The organism is Pandoraea apista (genome assembly GCF_001465595.2).
Classification (GTDB): Bacteria; Pseudomonadota; Gammaproteobacteria; order Burkholderiales; family Burkholderiaceae; genus Pandoraea; species Pandoraea apista.
In genome coordinates this window covers 1,199,394-1,214,762 of record NZ_CP013481.2, presented here as the reverse complement: position 1 = coordinate 1,214,762, position 15,369 = coordinate 1,199,394, and the positions used below count along the sequence as shown (strand labels likewise).

General features: G+C 62.2%; 15 protein-coding genes. 4 read left to right on the top strand and 11 right to left on the bottom strand.

Translation table 11 applies throughout. The annotated features are described in order from the left end of the window. Positions 1–194 precede the first annotated feature (194 nt). The 3 genes from AT395_RS05650 (at position 195) to AT395_RS05640 (ending at position 3,034) form a co-directional block, all read left to right on the top strand. A complete protein-coding gene (locus AT395_RS05650) occupies positions 195–995 on the top strand; it encodes an ABC transporter ATP-binding protein (protein ID WP_042112722.1) in 801 nt (266 codons plus the stop codon). 10 nt (positions 996–1,005) lie between these two features. Further along, entirely contained in the window at positions 1,006–1,914 is a 909-nt protein-coding gene (locus tag AT395_RS05645) for an ABC transporter permease (protein ID WP_231606039.1), read from the top strand. A gap of 91 nt (positions 1,915–2,005) precedes the next feature. Then, entirely contained in the window at positions 2,006–3,034 is a 1,029-nt protein-coding gene (locus tag AT395_RS05640) for an ABC transporter substrate-binding protein (protein ID WP_042112723.1), read from the top strand. A gap of 56 nt (positions 3,035–3,090) precedes the next feature. Here the strand turns inward: AT395_RS05640 and AT395_RS05635 are convergent, their stop codons facing one another. The 10 genes from AT395_RS05635 to grpE all read right to left on the bottom strand — a co-directional run bounded on the left by AT395_RS05635 (position 3,091) and on the right by grpE (position 14,164). Continuing rightward, positions 3,091–4,251: a radical SAM protein gene (locus tag AT395_RS05635; RefSeq protein ID WP_042112724.1), complete on the bottom strand. Its 1,161-nt coding sequence runs from the start codon at positions 4,249–4,251 to the stop codon at positions 3,091–3,093. Between the two features lie 18 nt (positions 4,252–4,269). Next, positions 4,270–4,632, bottom strand: a complete 363-nt coding sequence (locus AT395_RS05630) for a hypothetical protein (protein ID WP_048627875.1) — start codon at positions 4,630–4,632, stop codon at positions 4,270–4,272. Positions 4,633–4,664: 32 nt separating this feature from the next. After that, positions 4,665–5,222, bottom strand: a complete 558-nt coding sequence (locus tag AT395_RS05625; RefSeq protein WP_048627876.1) for a DUF6445 family protein — start codon at positions 5,220–5,222, stop codon at positions 4,665–4,667. Between the two features lie 5 nt (positions 5,223–5,227). Beyond that, positions 5,228–6,223, bottom strand: coding sequence for an adenine nucleotide alpha hydrolase family protein (locus AT395_RS05620; RefSeq protein WP_042112729.1), 996 nt, complete (start codon positions 6,221–6,223; stop codon positions 5,228–5,230). 158 nt (positions 6,224–6,381) lie between these two features. Continuing rightward, positions 6,382–7,452, bottom strand: a complete 1,071-nt coding sequence (locus tag AT395_RS05615) for a collagen-like domain-containing protein (protein WP_197685668.1) — start codon at positions 7,450–7,452, stop codon at positions 6,382–6,384. A 351-nt stretch (positions 7,453–7,803) separates the two neighbouring features. Continuing rightward, positions 7,804–9,747, bottom strand: coding sequence for a chorismate-binding protein (locus AT395_RS05610; protein WP_048627877.1), 1,944 nt, complete (start codon positions 9,745–9,747; stop codon positions 7,804–7,806). A 4-nt stretch (positions 9,748–9,751) separates the two neighbouring features. Then, positions 9,752–10,897 carry a molecular chaperone DnaJ gene (gene dnaJ, locus AT395_RS05605; RefSeq protein WP_042112732.1) on the bottom strand — a complete coding sequence of 382 codons (1,146 nt, stop codon included), beginning with the start codon at positions 10,895–10,897 and terminating at the stop codon, positions 9,752–9,754. Between the two features lie 127 nt (positions 10,898–11,024). Further along, on the bottom strand, positions 11,025–12,950 hold the full coding sequence (gene dnaK / locus AT395_RS05600) for a molecular chaperone DnaK (RefSeq protein WP_042112734.1): 1,926 nt from the start codon (positions 12,948–12,950) through the stop codon (positions 11,025–11,027). Between the two features lie 96 nt (positions 12,951–13,046). After that, positions 13,047–13,475: a thioredoxin family protein gene (locus AT395_RS05595; RefSeq protein WP_231606048.1), complete on the bottom strand. Its 429-nt coding sequence runs from the start codon at positions 13,473–13,475 to the stop codon at positions 13,047–13,049. Positions 13,476–13,618: 143 nt separating this feature from the next. Further along, positions 13,619–14,164 (bottom strand): nucleotide exchange factor GrpE, encoded by a 546-nt coding sequence (grpE, locus tag AT395_RS05590; RefSeq protein ID WP_072632783.1) that lies wholly within the window; start codon positions 14,162–14,164, stop codon positions 13,619–13,621. A gap of 299 nt (positions 14,165–14,463) precedes the next feature. Here grpE and AT395_RS05585 point away from each other — a divergent pair, with 299 nt between their 5' ends. Next, positions 14,464–14,652: a hypothetical protein gene (locus AT395_RS05585; RefSeq protein WP_269156039.1), complete on the top strand. Its 189-nt coding sequence runs from the start codon at positions 14,464–14,466 to the stop codon at positions 14,650–14,652. 192 nt (positions 14,653–14,844) lie between these two features. On the opposite strand, the gene AT395_RS05580 is transcribed toward AT395_RS05585, so the two are convergent. Next, on the bottom strand, positions 14,845–15,240 hold the full coding sequence (locus tag AT395_RS05580; RefSeq protein WP_042117302.1) for an RNA-binding S4 domain-containing protein: 396 nt from the start codon (positions 15,238–15,240) through the stop codon (positions 14,845–14,847). Between the last annotated feature and the right edge of the window lie 129 nt (positions 15,241–15,369).

The following is a 15,369-nucleotide window of genomic DNA, read 5'->3' as shown; positions in this document are numbered from 1 at the left end:
CGCGAGGCGTTTTCCCCGTACACCGCACCGCCGCGAATTTCCCGGCGCCTGCCCGCGATTCTCTCGGAAATCGCCGGCAACTTCCTCGGTGTTTCCCCTGAATTGGGGGGCCACCTGAGCAGCGTGTCAGCTTCGTTACAGCTTCGCTGCTTAGTATCGAGCCGATTATAAAAGCATCCATCAGGAGACACGCAATGCAAAACGCCCCCCTTGCGGGCGCTGCCGGGACAATTGCGCCCGCAGTGCCGCCATTGCTCGAAATCGACCACGTCACGCTGCAATACAAGACCGACGACTACCTCGTCACCGCCGCGCAGCAAGTGAGTTTCAATGTCTACCCGGGCGACCGGTTCGTGCTGCTTGGCCCGTCCGGCTGCGGCAAATCCACCTTGCTCAAGGCTATCGGCGGATATTTGCCCCCGGTGCACGGCGAGATCCGCCTCAAGGGCCGCACGATCACCGAGCCTGGCCCCGATCGCATGATGGTCTTTCAGGAGTTCGATCAGTTGCTGCCGTGGAAGACCGTGCGTCAGAACGTGGAATTCGCACTCACCGCGAGCGGCCGCCTGAAGGGGCGTGACGCTGCCGAGCGTGCCGCCCATTACATCGAGAAAGTCGGGCTGGCGAAATTCATCGACAGTTATCCGCATACGCTCTCCGGCGGCATGAAGCAACGTGTGTCCATCGCGCGAGGCATGGCGATGGAGCCCGATGTCCTGCTCATGGACGAGCCTTTCGCTGCTCTGGATGCCCTCACGCGCCGCAAGATGCAGGACGAACTGCTTCGCCTGTGGGACGACACGCGCTTTACCGTGCTGTTTGTCACGCACGGTATCGACGAAGCGATCCGTATCGGCACGCGCATTCTGCTGCTCTCGCCCCATCCCGGTCAGGTCAAGGCCGAACTCAACAGCATTTCGCCCGAGCAGCTCGGCACGGCCCACCAGAGCGCGCTCGAGACGCGCATCGATCAACTGCTGTTCGCGGCCCACTGAGGAGACGCTCATGAACGCCATCGCCTCGCAACACCCTACGTCGTCTGCGCAAGCGCCCATCGAGCCAGTGTACCGGCCAGAAATCGTACTGGAGCCCACGCCTGCCGAACTGTCGTCGATCCAGCGTCCGCTCTCGACCTTCGAAACGCTCTACCGTCTTAGCTGGCTGCGCAAGACCGTGATTCTGTGCGTGCTCGCCATCATCTGGGAAATTTACGGCCGCTGGCTCGACAACGCGCTGCTGTTCCCGAGCTTCACCGACACCGTTGGCGCATTCGCGAGCGGCCTGACAAGCAGTGTGCTGCTGCTGCGTGCCGCGATCTCGCTCAAGACACTGCTCGTCGGCTACGGCATTGGCATTGCACTCGCCGCGGTGCTCACCACCGTGGCCATCAGCTCGAAAATCGGCAACGACTTGCTCGAGACGCTGACCGCCATGTTCAACCCGCTGCCGGCCATTGCGCTGCTGCCGCTCGCCCTGATCTGGTTCGGGCTCGGCAACGGCAGCGTGATCTTCGTACTCGTGCATTCGGTCCTGTGGGCCGTGGCGCTCAACACGCACAGCGGCTTTCGCGGCGTGTCGAAAACGCTGCGCATGGTCGGTCAGAACTACGGGCTCAAGCGCTTCGCCCTGGTTCAGCATGTGCTCATTCCGGCCGCGTTCCCGAGCATTCTCACCGGCCTGAAAGTGGGCTGGGCTTTTGCGTGGCGCACGCTGATCGCGGCAGAACTCGTGTTCGGGGTGTCCTCGGGCTCGGGTGGCCTCGGCTGGTACATCTTCGAGAACCGCAACTCGCTGGAGACGGCCAACGTCTTCGCGGGACTGTTCTTCGTGATTCTGATCGGGCTTGCCGTCGAGAATCTGCTGTTCGCCCGCATCGAGAAACGCACGCTGCATCGCTGGGGAATGCAGCACTGATCGCCGCGCTGACGCGCAAATTTGCGGCCGCGTCTGATTGACGCCCCTGCGGGGGCATGAATAATTCGAACTATCCGGAGACGACAACACCATGAACCGACGCCATTTTGCTCGCTGGGCAAGTGCCCTCACGCTCGCCGCCACCACGGCCCTCACCACGCTCGGCAACACCGCCCACGCCGAAGCCAACACTGTGCGCCTCTCGCATGGCTACGGCATTCTCTATCTGCCGCTGATGGTCATGCGCGACCAGCAACTCGTCGAGAAGCATGCGAAGGCGCTGGGGCTGGGCGACGTGAAGACCACGTGGACGATTCTCGACGGCGGCAACGTGATCAACGACGCAATGCTCGCCGGCAATCTCGATGTCGCCGGTACGGGCGCGCCGGGCTTCGTCACGCTTTGGTCGAAGGCGCATGGCATTCCGCGCTCGGAAGTGATCGGGCTGTCGGCGCTCTCGACTGGCCCGCTCTGGCTCAATACGAACAACCCGAACATCAAGTCGCTCAAGGACTTCACGCCGAAGGACAAGATCGCGATTCCGGGCATCAAGACGTCGCTCTCTGCGGTGCTGCTGCAAATGGCCGTGGCGAAGACGTTCGGCATCGAGAACTACGCAAAACTCGATCCTCAGACGGTTAGCCTGAGCCACCCGGAAGCCCTGAGCGCGTTGCTCTCGGGCAAAACGGAAATCACCGCGCACTTCACCTCGCCGCCGTTCTCGTATCAGGAACTGAAGGACCCGCGGATCAAGCGCGTGCTGAATTCCACCGATGTGCTCGGCAATATCACCATCGACGTGGTCTTCGCGCCGAAGCAGTTCACCGTGCAGAATCCGAAGCTGGTACAGGCGATTCTGGATGCACAGGAAGAGGCGGCCGCCTACATCGCGAAAGATCGCGTGGGCGCGGCGAAGACGTTCCTGCGGGTATCGAAGATGAATCTGCCGCAAGCCGAGATCGAGCAGATGCTCGCCGATCCGGGCCTGCAATTCACCACAACCCCGAACGGCTTGATGCAGTACGTGGAGTTCATGGGCCGTGCGGGCACGATCAAGACGCGTCCGGCAAAGTGGAGCGATCTGTTCGTGCCGCAGATGGCGGCGCGCCAGGGAAGCTGAAAATTCGGCACATCGCGGGCGCGTGGATGTCGCGCCCGTCGTTGAATGTCCCCGGCTTATTTGAGCCGCGTTGCTTTCGAGAGGTTGTTCACGCGTGCACGCACATGTCGATAGAAGCCGACTAACGCGTTGCAATAGAAGCTGGGATTGTCGTAACTTTCGCCATCGAAGCGATGGGCGACGTAGCCGCCACCGCACGCGACAAACGCATCACACTGACGACAGGCCGCGTGAACCTCTGGATAGCGAGTGCGCGCGAGGTCGACGAAGTCCTGAAGCGCATGCGTCTCGAGACCCAGTCCCGTGTAACTCGCATCGGTCTTGCAGATGGAAAGTACGTCCAGCAACCGATATCCGCCGTCACTCTCGACCACGGCGATCGGCGCCAACGCGCCACCAAATGCATCGAGTTCGGAACGACGGCCCAGTACCCCCCGGATGAACGTTTCAAAGATGCGCACGTGAAACGCCGGGTCGTCGAGAGCCCACCACGCGTCGAACCCTCGACACAGGAAAGCCAGCAGACGCGCGTGCGTATACGCCTGAATGTGCCGTGGAGGGGCGGCAAAGTTGGCATCGGGCAAGAGAAAGTCCACGTCGCTCAACCCCAATGCGCGAAAGTAGTCGAGGATTCTGACCGGATCGTTGTTGGGATCGATGACAGCCAGCACGCCATTGAACACGCGCCGCGACTGCGGGTAGGAGAGGCACAGGCGAATCGCCTGCTCGACACGCGCCCCAGTTCCTTGCTTCTCGAAATCGTATCGATGCCGATCATGCAGCGCGGGAGGGCCATCGCAGCTGATTCCGAGTGTGGCGCCAAACTCGGCATACAGATCCAGCCAGGCCGTGTCTATTAACACACCGTTGCTTTGCGTCACGATGGCCAACTCGGCTTCGGTCAATCGATTTCGCAAATGTTCGAAGAATCGGGCCGTGCGGCGTTTGCCGAGCAACAGCGGCTCTCCTCCGTGAATCTCCAACGTCATTCTTGCCGCGGGGAACGCGTGGCGGTGCTCGATCAGACGCTCGACCAACTGGTCGAGATGAGGTTCGCTCAGGAATTTGGGGCGCTGCCGCCAACCTTGATCAACACCCCGGTACATGTAGCAATAGTCGCAATCGATATTGCAGCGCTCGGCGACCTTGACCATCACCAGAAGATCGCCCGCACCGCCTGACGCGACATCGTCCTTATCGCCACTGTGCGTGGTCATCGAGACGGGGGCGTCAATTCACTTCGCTTTACCGGCCGCAGGCGCGCGCGCTTTGGCGACACCGTCGTCCGGATGCGGCGCCATGAGCTTTGTATGCGCGGCGAATACCGCCGAGTCATCGGTTCCCCTTGCCATATCCGAAATCACCGACGCAATGATGTTGGTGCCGGCCGGTGCCGCCGCGTTGCCGTAATGAACGAGTATGCCCGGCAATCCCGGCACGTCGGCCAACGGCACGAAGCGGTCTTCGGATGACACAGGCACCACGCGATACAACGGCACGCTCTCGACCTCATGTCCGAACGCCGTCTTGATCTTCGCCGATTGCTCCTTGCTCAGACCGAGCGACCCCACTGGGAAAAACAGTTCCGAAGCTGCCATCTCATTGCCTCCTTCAGGTGGGAAGATACGAATTAGGAGTGCGTGTTGAAAAAGAATGTCTGAAACAAACGACCGTTCTCCTTGCAGTCGCCGAAATGTCCCTGACTCGCATGGAAGCGACGCCCCCGAAACAAGATCAGGCGATTGAAGCGGTTGGCAATCCGGTCGGTCACCGTCCAGCGCTCCCAGGCGGTGGCGTCGGCATCGCACGACGCGCGCTGCCTTTCGTCGTCTGGGTAGAGATCGAAGCCCGTTTCGTTATGCTGGTAGAACGCTGTTCCGGCCTGAGGGGGGGCGTCCGGTGTAAGGTAGACCACGCCGGACCATACGGTGGTGTGATCCGCATGCACCCATGTCGTGTCCTGCTTGACGCTGTATTGAAACGCGCCGTTGTACGTGTCCGGCGGCCAATACGTAATCGGCGACTTGACGATATGCTGGATAGCGTCCATCACGCCGTCATGCAGGAATGGCCCAGTGCGGGCGCCGGGATAGTTTCCCTTTACCGTGAACGCCTGATCCAGTGCAAACGTCCGGACATCGTTCGGGTCGCGATAGAAGTTGTCGGTAACAATGATGGAATCGTGCATGTGACTCACTCTGGTTTATCAGAGACCTCTGGGGTATCGGCTTGCATCCGGTCAAGCACCCATTGCCGATGCTCCGGCGTGATCTCCGGACGTTCGACTTTCCCGAAACCCACACGGCGGTCATAGAAGCCGGCTCGAATTTCCTTCGAAACCTCGTAGATGTGCGGATTAAAGCCCTGGACGTCGTAGAGATGCTGCTCCACCACACCGATCAGCTTGCAGTTCGACGTGTTGCCGGCCATCGCTACCGGTTTCCAGCCCGCCTCCCGAATCCATTGCATTTGCTCTGCTTCAGTGAGTTGTCTGGCGAGCAGCGGCGAAGCGCAGATGAAGCCGTTGTCCGCTTCGCGCTTCGTGAAACCACTTACGGGATAGGCAAGCGGCGGGAATCGATGCCCGCTGAGAATGAGGCGGAGATTGAGCGACCGGCAGGTTTTCGCCATCGCGGCAAAGACTCCGCTGATACACGAGGAACAGGGAATACGCCCTGAACTCGACTGAAGCGATTCGCGGGCAATCCTGCGAATATCGATCCGTTCGATCACGAGCGAGACGCCGAACTGAGCACAGAACGACGACGCATTGGTCTTGACTTCATCGGGGATGAATCCGTTGTCGACGAGCACGGCAATCGGGTGCAGGCCCAGCTCCTTCACGGCAAGCAGTAACGTCAGAGCGCTGTCCTTTCCTCCCGAGTACGCCAGCACGCAATCCGGTGTGCCCGAGCCCCGGCATGCGGCCACCACATCGAGCAGTTTGCGCTGCGTGTAATCGCCGCGCGCGGATTCCTCTGCGAACGCGTGACAAGCATCGCAGATGCCGTCCGGGGCGATATGAACGCCAGGCAAGTCCTCGGTGAGCAGACACCGGTGGCAATGGCCGTCGATCGCCTGCGCAGTGCCGCTAACCGCATCGATACGAAGTCTGCGCAATGGCGCGCCTGTGGCGTCGAACAGCTTTGCGCGTTGCTCCGCCGACAGGTTCATGAGGGTTGACGACATGATCGCAACTCCAGTACGAGCTATCGAAAGCGATACCTCATCAGGATCATGGGATTTGCGGCCCGGCGAATCGACCGCCGAGCCGCACCATTAGTCAACGGCCGCGAGCGCGCGCAAACCCTCTACACACTCTCGCGCCGCAGACGGCGGCATTACGATCAATGCAGTCCCTGGGCGCCTTGAATGCCCTGAACCTGCTCCGGGCCCTGAACACCTTGCGGGCCTTGCACGCCTTGGGCGTGCTGGTATCCCTGCGGGCCCTGCATGCCTTGAACCCCTTGCATGCCTTGCGGGCCTTGCACACCTTGGGCGTGCTGGTATCCCTGCGGACCCTGCATGCCTTGAACGCCTTGCATGCCCTGCGGGCCTTGCACACCTTGGGCGTGCTGGTATCCCTGCGGGCCCTGCATGCCTTGAGCCCCTTGCATGCCCTGCGGGCCTTGCACTCCTTGGGCGTGCTGATATCCCTGCGGACCCTGCATGCCTTGAACGCCTTGCATGCCTTGCGGGCCTTGCACTCCTTGGGCGTGCTGATATCCCTGCGGACCCTGCATGCCTTGAACGCCTTGCATGCCTTGCGGGCCTTGCACTCCTTGGGCGTGCTGATATCCCTGCGGACCCTGCATGCCTTGAACGCCTTGCATGCCTTGCGGGCCTTGCACTCCTTGGGCGTGCTGATATCCCTGCGGACCCTGCATGCCTTGAACCCCTTGCATGCCTTGCGGGCCTTGCACTCCTTGGGCGTGCTGATAGCCCTGCGGACCCTGCATGCCTTGAACGCCTTGCATGCCTTGCGGGCCTTGCACACCTTGGGCGTGCTGGTATCCCTGCGGGCCCTGCATGCCTTGAACGCCTTGCATGCCTTGCGGGCCTTGCACACCTTGGGCGTTCTGGTATCCCTGCGGACCCTGCATGCCTTGAACGCCTTGCATGCCTTGCGCGTGCTGATATCCCTGGGGCCCTTGCATGCCCTGAGCACCCTGCATACCGTGCGGGCCTTGCATCCCCTGAACCCCCTGCACGCCCTGCGGGCCTTGCACACCCTGAGGCTGCATACCTTGCGCGCCTTGCATGCCCTGAACACCTTGCACGCCCTGCGCACCCTGTATTCCTTGAAGTCCCGGGAAATTCGACACCACTCGAATCGCCCCGATACGCTGTCCGGTCATCGCCTGAATATGGCGAATCTGGTCTTCGTTAAGCTGCAGTTCCAGATCGTTCTCGTTCATGTTTTTCGCTCCTAGAGTCAAACAAACATCGGACGCCGGCTCAAAGGATTCTGTGCGAAAAATGGGTGGTCACGCCGACTCCCCGACGCGCCAATGACTGTGGAAGGAAGTCGACTTTCACTTGAGAGGGATCTATTTTCCCGGCAAGACTGCCACGCAAATCTGTGAAATACGGGCCGCTCAGGCAACCACGACCGATGGCGAAAGACGTGAAAAACCCCGCATGACGCGGAGGGGTAGAAGTACGCTCCATTGAGAATTTTCCCAATGGAGCGCTGTGCGGTCCAATGCACAAACCGCGTGGCGCGGTTTCCCTCCGGGAAGATGACTGACGCTCGTACCTGACCGGCGTTATGCGTCTGCGGCCGGCGCGACGATCGCAGGAAGTGCGCCTCGCAAAGCGTTGCACACGACAATCGCCTGCGCGTTCGCGACATCGTCTCGCGTCAGCACAGTCTCCACCGCCGCCCATGCCGGATCGTCGAGGATCACACCGCGCATCACCCCCGGCAACACGCCGGACGACAATGGCGGCGTCATCCAGATTCCGCCGCGCTTGACGAATACGTTGCTGCGCCCGCCCTCGGTCAACTCACCCCGCTCGTTGAAGAACAGCACGTCGAAGGCGCCCTTCGTTTCTGCCTCACGCCACGCGGCGTCGTATTGCGCACGCACGGTGGTCTTGTGACGCAGGAACAAAGCTGCCGCTCGCGTGACACTGGCATCGTCGGCGAGCAGCACGGTCACGCTTGCATGCGGCAGCGGCGCCAATACGGCATGCGTAATGGCCGCCGTGCCATCGTGCGAAAGCGCCAAACGCACCCGGTAAACGGTGTCATCCACAAGGGCGGCGAGAACGGCATCGAGTTGTGCGCGTAACGCCGCGCCGTCGAAACGGAAGCCGAAATACGTCGCCGAGGCTGCCAGACGTGCGAGATGACGCTCGAGATGTGCCACACCGCCGCCACGCGTCGCCTGCATCGTCTCGAAGAGTTCGAAGCCCGGATCCAGCGCGCTCAGGAACCGTGCCTTGAGCTTGCACTCTTCGCGCTCCTCTTCGGCTTTACTGTCGAGTACGATCCCTGCGCCGACACCGAGTCGGCCGCGCCGCAGTCCTCCGGCCCCGGGAGCATCGAGTTCCAGCGTTCGAATGGCGACGGACAGACAGAAGTCGCCAAGCGCTTGCGGGTCGTCTTCACGCGCATCGAGCCAGCCGATAGCGCCCGTGTACAACCCGCGCGGCGACGATTCAAGTTCGCCGATCAGTTGCATGGTGCGGTGCTTCGGCGCGCCGGTGATCGAGCCACAGGGGTACAGCGCGCGCAGAACGTCGGCCAACGACGTTGCCGACGGCAGCATCGCCGTGACGGTCGACGTCATCTGCAACACGCTCGCGAAGCGCGTCACCTCGAAGAGCTTCGGCACCTTGACCGAACCCGATGTCGCAATACGACCGAGATCGTTGCGCAACAGATCGACGATCATCAGATTCTCGGCGCGATTCTTCTCATCGGCAGCGAGCGCAGCGCTACGTTTGGCGTCTTCCGACGCGTCGCCACAGGCCGGGGCCGTACCCTTCATCGGCCGCGCTTCGATTCGTCCGCGAGAATGACGCAGAAACAGCTCAGGGGAAAGCGAGAGGATGGCGCGGCCCGCCACGTTCCGGGCACCGGGCAACATCACGAGGGCACCGTACGGCACCGGCTGACGCGCGCGCAAACGGCGATACAACGCGACGGGCGAGCCGAAGGCGTCGAAATTCAGGCGGTACGTGTAGTTGATCTGGTAGCACTCGCCCTGCGAGAGCCACTCGTGAATCCGGGCGATGGCGTCGTCGAATGCGGCGTCGCTGACATCGCTTTGCAGCGCCGCCACGCCGGCAACGCCGGGCGGGCGAATGCCGTTGCTGCTGCCGCCTGGCACGCGCGTCGCACTCGCAGCCAACGCCCCCTCCCCGGCACATGCGGCTTCCTGTTGCGACAACCACACCTGTGTCTGCGTGGCGTCAAGCCGCTGCAACTCACGGAACAGCAGTGCACGAAACTGGCCCGGCGCGCGACGCGTCGTCACCGTATGCACGCCCCCCAGACGCACGCCGAATTCGTAGTCGGTCAGCAGCACGGCATGCAGACCGTGACGCGTGGCATCTTCCACTTCGCGAAGCGCGTCGGAAAGCACACCGGGCTCGTCGCAAGTCACCTCGCGTACGAGCCCGGTATACAGACGCGCCCCGCCGGCCGGGTCCGCGCTGTCGTCCAACAGCGCGAATGCGGCCAAGGGCGCTTCACTTTGCATGAAATTACTCGAAGAACTGCTTCACGCGATCGAACCAGCCCTTCGACTGCGGGCTGTGACGCGCGCCGCCTTCCTTGAGGGATGCATCGAAGTCACGCAGCATTTGCTTTTGCGTGTCGTTGAGCTTGACCGGCGTTTCCACCTGCACATGCACGTACAGATCGCCCGGATAGCTCGCGCGCAAGCCCTTGATGCCCTTGCCGCGCAAGCGGAACGTCTTGCCCGTTTGCGTGCCTTCCGGTACCTCGAAGGTCGCCTTGCCGTGCAACGTAGGGGCATCGATGTCGCCGCCAAGGGCCGCTGTCGCAAACGAAATCGGCATCTGGCAATGCAGATCGTCGCCGTCGCGCTCGAACACGTTGTGCGCCTTGATGTGGATTTCCACATACAGGTCGCCCGCCGGGCCGCCATTCACACCCGGTTCGCCGTTGCCGGACGAACGGATACGCATGCCGTCTTCGATACCTGCCGGGATCTTGATCTCCAGCGTCTTGGTCTTCTTGATCTTGCCCGAGCCGTGGCAGTTCGTGCAGGGCTCGGGAATGTACGAGCCGGTGCCATGGCACTTCGGACAGGTCTGCTGAATGCTGAAGAAACCCTGCGACATGCGCACCGAACCCGAACCGTTACAGGTCGGGCAGGTTTCGGGCTTCGTGCCCGGCTTCGCACCGTTGCCGTGGCAGACTTCGCACTCTTCCCAGCTCGGCACGCGAATCTGCGTGTCGAAGCCGTTCGCCGCCTGCTCCAGCGTGATCTCCATGTTGTAGCGAAGATCCGCGCCGCGATACACCTGCGGGCCCGCCCGGCCACCGCGCCCGCCACCGGGGCCGCCCTGACCGAAGATGTCGCCGAAGATGTCGCCGAACGCATCTGCGAAGCCACCGAAGCCCTGACCGCCCGCACCGCCGAAGCCGCCCATGTTCGGGTCGACGCCTGCATGACCGTACTGGTCATACGCAGCGCGCTTCTCCGCCTCGGAGAGCATCTCGTAGGCTTCCTTGACTTCCTTGAACTTCTCTTCGGCGTCCTTGCTGTCCGGATTGCGGTCCGGATGGTACTTCATCGCCAGCTTGCGGTACGCCTTCTTGATTTCATCGTCGGTGGCGTTCTTGGCGACGCCAAGGACTTCGTAGTAATCACGTTTGGCCATAAGTCTTTCCAATGTTGGCGCATGTCGCCATCAGGCAAAAAGCCGGGTCGAGATTCCCTTCGCAGAGAACTTCGATACCCGGCCTACACGCGGCGCACATCGGTGTGCACCGCGCGCCATGCACACCTTACTTCTTGTCGCCCACTTCCTTCACTTCGGCGTCGACGACGTTATCGTCATGCGGCTTGCTCTGCTCGGCACCTGCGGCACCCGCAGCACCGGCTTGCGCCTGCATGTCGGCGTACATCTTCTCGCCGAGCTTCTGGCTCGCGGTACCCAGCGCTTCGACCTTGGCATCGATATCTGCCTTGTCCGAACCGCGCAGTGCGTCTTCCAGCGCCGTGATCGCTGCCTCGATCGATGCCTTCTCGGAAGCTTCGATCTTGTCGCCGTACTCGGTCAGCGCCTTGCGGGTGCTGTGCACCAGCGCATCGCCCTGGTTACGGGCGTCGGCCAGCTCGCGGGCCTTCTTGTCTTCTTCGGCGTTGAGCTCGGCGTCCTTCACCATTTGCTCGATCTCGGCGTCCGACAGGCCCGAGTTCGCCTTGATGACAATCTTGTTTTCCTTGCCCGTCGCCTTGTCCTTCGCGCCCACGTGCAAAATACCGTTGGCGTCGATGTCGAAGGTCACTTCGATCTGCGGCGTGCCGCGTGCGGCGGGCGGAATGCCCTCGAGGTTGAACTCGCCCAGCGACTTGTTGCCGGCGGCCATCTCGCGCTCGCCCTGATACACCTTGATCGTCACGGCCGGCTGGTTGTCGTCCGCCGTCGAGAACACTTGCGAGTGCTTCGTCGGAATCGTGGTGTTCTTCGCGATCATCTTCGTCATCACGCCGCCCAGCGTTTCAATACCGAGCGAGAGCGGGGTCACGTCGAGCAGCAGCACGTCCTTGCGGTCGCCCGAGAGCACCGAACCCTGAATCGAGGCACCTGCGGCCACGGCTTCATCCGGGTTCACGTCCTTGCGCGGTTCCTTGCCGAAGAACTCCTTGACCTTCTCCTGCACCTTCGGCATGCGGGTCATACCGCCGACCAGAATCACGTCGTCGATCTCGCTCACCTTCACGCCGGCATCCTTGATGGCCAGGCGGCAGGGCTCGATCGTGCGCTCGATCAGCTCTTCGACCAGGGCTTCGAGCTTGGCGCGCGTGATCTTCAGGTTCAAGTGCTTCGGACCCGAGGCGTCGGCCGTGATGTACGGCAGGTTGATTTCGGTCTGCTGGCTCGACGACAGCTCGATCTTGGCCTTTTCGGCAGCTTCCTTCAGGCGTTGCAGCGCGAGCACGTCCTTCGACAGATCGACGCCTTGTTCCTTCTTGAACTCGGCGATGATGTAGTCGATGATGCGCTGGTCGAAGTCTTCGCCGCCCAGGAACGTGTCGCCGTTGGTCGACAACACTTCGAACTGGTGCTCGCCTTCCACATCCGCGATTTCGATGATCGAGATGTCGAACGTGCCGCCACCCAGGTCATACACCGCGATCTTGCGGTCGCCGCCTTCCTTCTTGTCCAGACCGAAAGCCAGTGCGGCAGCGGTCGGCTCGTTGATGATGCGCTTGACTTCCAGACCGGCGATGCGGCCGGCATCCTTGGTGGCCTGACGCTGGCTGTCGTTGAAGTATGCCGGCACCGTGATCACGGCTTCCGTGACCGGCTCGCCCAGATAGTCTTCGGCGGTCTTCTTCATCTTGCGCAGCACTTCGGCGGAAATCTGCGGCGGGGCCAGTTTCTGGTCGCGCACTTCCACCCAGGCGTCACCGTTGCCAGCCTTGACGATCTTGTACGGCATCAGGCCGATGTCCTTCTGCACTTCCTTTTCGTCGAAGCGACGGCCGATCAGGCGCTTGACAGCGTACAGCGTGTTCTTGGGGTTGGTCACGGCCTGGCGCTTGGCCGGTGCGCCGACCAGGATTTCGCCATCGTCCATGTAGGCGATGATCGACGGCGTGGTGCGCGCACCTTCCGCGTTTTCGATGATCTTGACCTGATTGCCTTCCATGACGGCCACGCACGAGTTCGTGGTGCCCAAGTCAATACCGATAATTTTGCCCATTTGAATTTCTCCTAGCGTCCTTTGCGTCTTTCTGTCGGGCCCGAGGCCCATTCAACTCATTGATCTGCACGACATATGGGTGCAGCCCGGTGCATTTCAAGACCCTTCTTGCCGTCCGGTTTTGCCCCCCGCCGCCGCGATTTTCTCGCGGGCGGCGGCCACCGCCAGCCGGAACTGGGGCAGGCCCTGCCAGCCGGTCGCCCGGCCCAGTTTCTTGCCTTCGTGGAAGAAGAAAAACGTGGGTACGCCGTGCAGCCCGAAGCGCTTGCCCAGCGCCGTATCGGCATACACGTTGGCATGAAACCAGCGCAGCCCCAACGCCTCAATGGCCTCGCGCTGCGCAAGCATGGTTTTCTTGGCGACGTCGCAGTTGAAACAATCGACGCCCCAGAAAAACACTACCGCCAGCGCGTCGCCTGCCTCGCGAAGGCCTTCATCGAACGTTTCGGTCGTTAGCTCGCGCATCGAAAACACCTCGAATGCCGTGCCGTCTACTGCCGTCATGCCCGGAAGTTCGCCTGCCATGGTCGCTGATCCTTGCCTGATCCTGCGCTTGCCGTTACCCGGCCGCCCCGTCGATGCCGACGTCGGCAGCTTTCCACGTCTTGCACGCCCACCATTGCGTCGTTGAAATCACCTAAGCTTGCCATGATGTCATGGCAACACGTTTACTTGCCGGCGGCTACCGTCACCAGCGCCGGGCGCAGCACGCGATCGGCGATCAGGTACCCCTTCTGCAGCACCGATACCACCGTATTCGGCTCCTGCTCGGCCGGCACCATGGAGATCGCCTGATGCTGATGCGGATCAAACTTCGCGCCAGCGGGGTCGATGACCGTCACCTTGCTGCGCTCGAGCGCCGAGACCAACTGGCGCAGGGTCAGGGCAACGCCTTCCTGCAACTTGGCTACGTCGCCGCTCTTGTCGGCCGCCGCAGCCTCCAGGCTGTCGATCACCGGCAACAGGTTCTCCGCGAAGCTTTCCACGGCAAATTTGCGAGCCTTGGCCACTTCGTCTTCCGCGCGGCGGCGCACGTTCTCCATCTCGGCGCGGGCACGCAGCGCGTCGTCGCGCAGGCTGGCCGCTTCGGCCTGTGCCGCCAGAAGCTGCGCCTCGACCGAGGGCAGCGCTTCGTTCTCGAGCGCAGCGTCGTTCGGGGCCGCTTCGGCCTGAGACGGAATCGGCTGGTCGGGGGTGTTTTGCTGTTCAGTCATGAGCTTGAGTCGTCAAAAGGTTCTTGCAGCGCACCACGACGATGCGCCGCCGGTTCAAATCCCTTTGGATAGTAAGGGCGTTCACACCGATTTCAAGAGCTGGCGGGCATTCTGTGCGCCATGTCGGTGCGCGCGGCGTGCCGGCAAATATCCGGTTACACGCGTTACGAGTCCTCTATTGTATCGGCCGTTGCTGCGACCTAACATGAATTACGGTCCAGTTGATGGATGTGCCGTGCTGGACCCGGCCGCTCGCCGGACACCCCCCGTCTGGCGTAGTGTTCTTTCAGGAGCGCATCATGAAGCTGCCACTGGCTGTTGTCTTCATCCTTGCGTTGGTGACGACGGTAACGATTACGATCTGCTTGTCCGGCGCAGTCACGCGGCGCGACACCGAATATGGTGGCGTGCGGGCCGTGCTGCATCACTTCGTGGAAATGCCGGGCGTGCCGGTGCATTCGTCCAACACCGGAATCCCTTCGCGCTGATCGCCCCGGGTGCGCGCGACACGCTGCCGTCGCGCGCGAAGCCGCTCTCCCGGTTCGTTTCGCGTCTCGCGGGACAGCTAAACTCCGCTCCACCTCACGTCCGCCGCTGCGCATTTCGCCAGCGGCGGCGTTCATTCAGGCGTTGAAAAAAGCCGCAAATGAGCGGCTTATCGGGATCGTCAACCGGTAAGTCTACTCGCCAACGCCGCCGAGACGCCGCCGGTCCCGTTTCGTCGGGCGCCCGTGCATCTGCGCGGCGGGCTCCTGGAATAGACGTCGGCGCTCACTCTCGTCAGCACGAGCGCGAATACTGGCTTCTGTCTCGTCGTACAGCGATTGTGCGACGGGCGCCGACCCCCGGACTTCCGCAATGGCCTTCACCCGCACTTCCCAGCGCGTGCTGCCGTTATCCACCGTCACGATGTCGCCCGGGCGCACGTCGCGCGCCGGTTTCACGCGAGCGTCGTTGCACAGCACGCGGCCGCGATCGACCGCCTGGGTCGCGAGCGAGCGTGTCTTGAAGAAGCGCGCGGCCCACAGCCATTTGTCGATGCGCGTGGCGGCCTGCGGCGAATCGTCGACCTTGATCGTCACGTGCTCGCTCCCGACCGGTTTTGCTCGGCCGCTGCGGCGGCGGTGGCGGCAGCCGCCGCACTCGCCTCGTCAAATGCCGCCATGGCAGCGACCTGCCGCTGACGGGTCGACGCCACCGCTGCC

Bases quoted from the DNA above. Each gene is read 5' to 3' on its own strand.
- dnaK (WP_042112734.1), bottom strand. From the start codon at position 12,950: ATGGGCAAAATTATCGGTATTGACTTGGGCACCACGAACTCGTGCGTG.
- AT395_RS05640 (WP_042112723.1), top strand. From the start codon at position 2,006: ATGAACCGACGCCATTTTGCTCGCTGGGCAAGTGCCCTCACGCTCGCC.
- grpE (WP_072632783.1), bottom strand. From the start codon at position 14,164: ATGACTGAACAGCAAAACACCCCCGACCAGCCGATTCCGTCTCAGGCC.
- AT395_RS05620 (WP_042112729.1), bottom strand. From the start codon at position 6,223: ATGTCGTCAACCCTCATGAACCTGTCGGCGGAGCAACGCGCAAAGCTG.
- AT395_RS05630 (WP_048627875.1), bottom strand. From the start codon at position 4,632: ATGGCAGCTTCGGAACTGTTTTTCCCAGTGGGGTCGCTCGGTCTGAGC.
- AT395_RS05635 (WP_042112724.1), bottom strand. From the start codon at position 4,251: ATGACCACGCACAGTGGCGATAAGGACGATGTCGCGTCAGGCGGTGCG.
- AT395_RS05650 (WP_042112722.1), top strand. From the start codon at position 195: ATGCAAAACGCCCCCCTTGCGGGCGCTGCCGGGACAATTGCGCCCGCA.
- AT395_RS05615 (WP_197685668.1), bottom strand. From the start codon at position 7,452: ATGAACGAGAACGATCTGGAACTGCAGCTTAACGAAGACCAGATTCGC.
- AT395_RS05595 (WP_231606048.1), bottom strand. From the start codon at position 13,475: ATGGCAGGCGAACTTCCGGGCATGACGGCAGTAGACGGCACGGCATTC.
- dnaJ (WP_042112732.1), bottom strand. From the start codon at position 10,897: ATGGCCAAACGTGATTACTACGAAGTCCTTGGCGTCGCCAAGAACGCC.
- AT395_RS05610 (WP_048627877.1), bottom strand. From the start codon at position 9,747: ATGCAAAGTGAAGCGCCCTTGGCCGCATTCGCGCTGTTGGACGACAGC.
- AT395_RS05585 (WP_269156039.1), top strand. From the start codon at position 14,464: ATGAAGCTGCCACTGGCTGTTGTCTTCATCCTTGCGTTGGTGACGACG.
- AT395_RS05645 (WP_231606039.1), top strand. From the start codon at position 1,006: ATGAACGCCATCGCCTCGCAACACCCTACGTCGTCTGCGCAAGCGCCC.
- AT395_RS05625 (WP_048627876.1), bottom strand. From the start codon at position 5,222: ATGCACGATTCCATCATTGTTACCGACAACTTCTATCGCGACCCGAAC.